Genomic DNA, 2,217 nt, shown 5'->3' with positions numbered 1-2,217 from the left:
GTGGCGGTCGCCGCCGACCTGCTGGCCCTGACCCTGCTCACCCCGCCCGGCGAGTTCGGCGCTGACGTCGCCCTGGGCAGCGCCCAACGCTTCGGTGTGCCGCTGGGCTTCGGCGGCCCGCACGCGGCCTACTTCGCCACCCGCGATGCTTTCAAGCGCGACATGCCCGGCCGCCTGGTCGGCGTGTCCATCGACCGTCACGGCAAGCCGGCCCTGCGCCTGGCCATGCAGACCCGCGAGCAGCACATCCGCCGCGAGAAGGCCACCAGCAACATCTGCACCGCCCAGGTGCTGCTGGCCAACATCGCCAGCATGTACGCCGTCTACCACGGCCCGCAGGGGCTGACCCGCATCGCCCAGCGCGTGCATCAGATGACCGCCATCCTGGCCCAGGGCCTGGCCAAGCTCGGCGTTAAGGTCGAGCAGGAAGCGTTCTTCGACACCCTGACCCTGGCCACCGACGCCCAGACCGCCGAGTTGCACGCCAAAGCCCGCGCCCAGCAGATCAACCTGCGTGAAGTGGATGCCGAGCGCCTCGGCCTGTCCCTGGACGAAACCACCACCCAGACCGATATCGAGCAGCTCTGGGCGATCTTCGCCAATGGCCAGCCCCTGCCTGCCTTCGCCGAACTGGCCGCCAGCGTCGCCAGCCGCCTGCCAACTGCCCTGCTGCGCCAATCCGCGATCCTCAGCCACCCGGTGTTCAACCGCTACCACTCGGAAACCGAGCTGATGCGCTACCTGCGCAAGCTGGCCGACAAGGACCTGGCCCTGGACCGCAGCATGATTCCGCTGGGCTCCTGCACCATGAAGCTGAACGCCGCCAGCGAGATGATTCCGGTGACTTGGGCCGAGTTCGGCGCCCTGCACCCCTTCGCGCCAGCCGAGCAGTCCCAAGGCTACCTGGAGCTGACCACCGAGCTGGAAGCCATGCTGTGCAAGGCTACCGGCTATGACGCCGTGTCGCTGCAGCCCAACGCCGGCTCCCAGGGCGAGTACGCCGGCCTGCTGGCCATCCGCGCCTACCACCTGAGCCGCGGCGACGACCAGCGCGACATCTGCCTGATCCCGCAATCGGCCCACGGCACCAACCCGGCGACCGCCAGCATGGTCGGCATGCGCGTGGTCGTGACCGCGTGCGACGCCCGCGGCAACGTGGACATCGCCGACCTCAAAGCCAAGGCCGAAGAGCACAAGGATCGTCTCGCTGCGCTGATGATCACCTACCCGTCCACCCACGGCGTGTTCGAGGAAGGCATTCGCGAAATCTGCGCGATCATCCACGACAACGGCGGCCAGGTGTACATCGACGGCGCCAACATGAACGCCATGGTCGGCCTCTGCGCCCCGGGTCAGTTCGGTGGCGACGTGTCCCACCTGAACCTGCACAAGACCTTCTGCATCCCCCACGGCGGCGGCGGTCCGGGTGTCGGCCCGATCGGTGTGAAAGCCCACCTGGCGCCGTTCCTGCCCGGCCACGCACACATGGCCCGCAAGGAAGGTGCCGTCAGCGCCGCGCCCTTCGGCAGCGCCAGCATCCTGCCGATCACCTGGATGTACATCCGCATGATGGGTGGCGAAGGCCTGCGTCGCGCGACCCAGATGGCCATCCTCAATGCCAACTACATCGCCCGCCGCCTGGAGGAGCACTACCCGGTGCTCTACACCGGCAGCAACGGCCTGGTGGCCCACGAGTGCATCCTCGACCTGCGCCCGCTCAAGGACAGCAGCGGCATCAGCGTCGATGACGTGGCCAAGCGCCTGATCGACTACGGTTTCCACGCTCCGACCATGTCCTTCCCGGTGCCGGGCACCCTGATGATCGAGCCCACCGAGAGTGAGTCCAAGGAAGAGCTGGACCGCTTCTGCGACGCCATGATCCGCATCCGCGAGGAAATCCGCGCCGTGGAGAACGGTGAACTGGACGCCAACGACAACCCGCTGAAGAACGCCCCGCACACCGCGGCGGAACTGGTCGGCGAGTGGACCCATCACTACAGCCGCGAGCTGGCCGTGTACCCCACCGCCAGCCTGGTGGAAGGCAAGTACTGGCCGCCGGTGGGTCGCGTGGACAACGTCTACGGCGACCGCAACCTGGTCTGCGCCTGCCCGTCCATCGAGGCCTATCAGGACGCTTGACGGCGATCCTCTGTAGGAGCCAGCTTGCTGGCGAAGCGCTCTGCCGGAGCCATTCGCGAGCAAGCTCGCTCCTACAGC

At 67.7% G+C, this 2,217-nt stretch carries 1 protein-coding gene; it reads left to right on the top strand.

Annotated elements, in window-relative coordinates:
- The coding region (gcvP, locus tag AAHM40_RS26935; RefSeq protein WP_342247429.1) for an aminomethyl-transferring glycine dehydrogenase at positions 1 to 2,139 on the top strand (2,139 nt) is incomplete at its 5' end.
- Positions 2,140 to 2,217 lie beyond the last annotated feature (78 nt).

The organism is Pseudomonas sp. OTU5201, assembly GCF_038440135.1.
In the GTDB taxonomy this organism is placed as follows: Bacteria; Pseudomonadota; Gammaproteobacteria; order Pseudomonadales; family Pseudomonadaceae; genus Metapseudomonas; species Metapseudomonas resinovorans.
The sequence above is the reverse complement of the archived record's forward strand: the minus strand, read 5'-3'. Positions and strand labels throughout refer to the sequence as shown.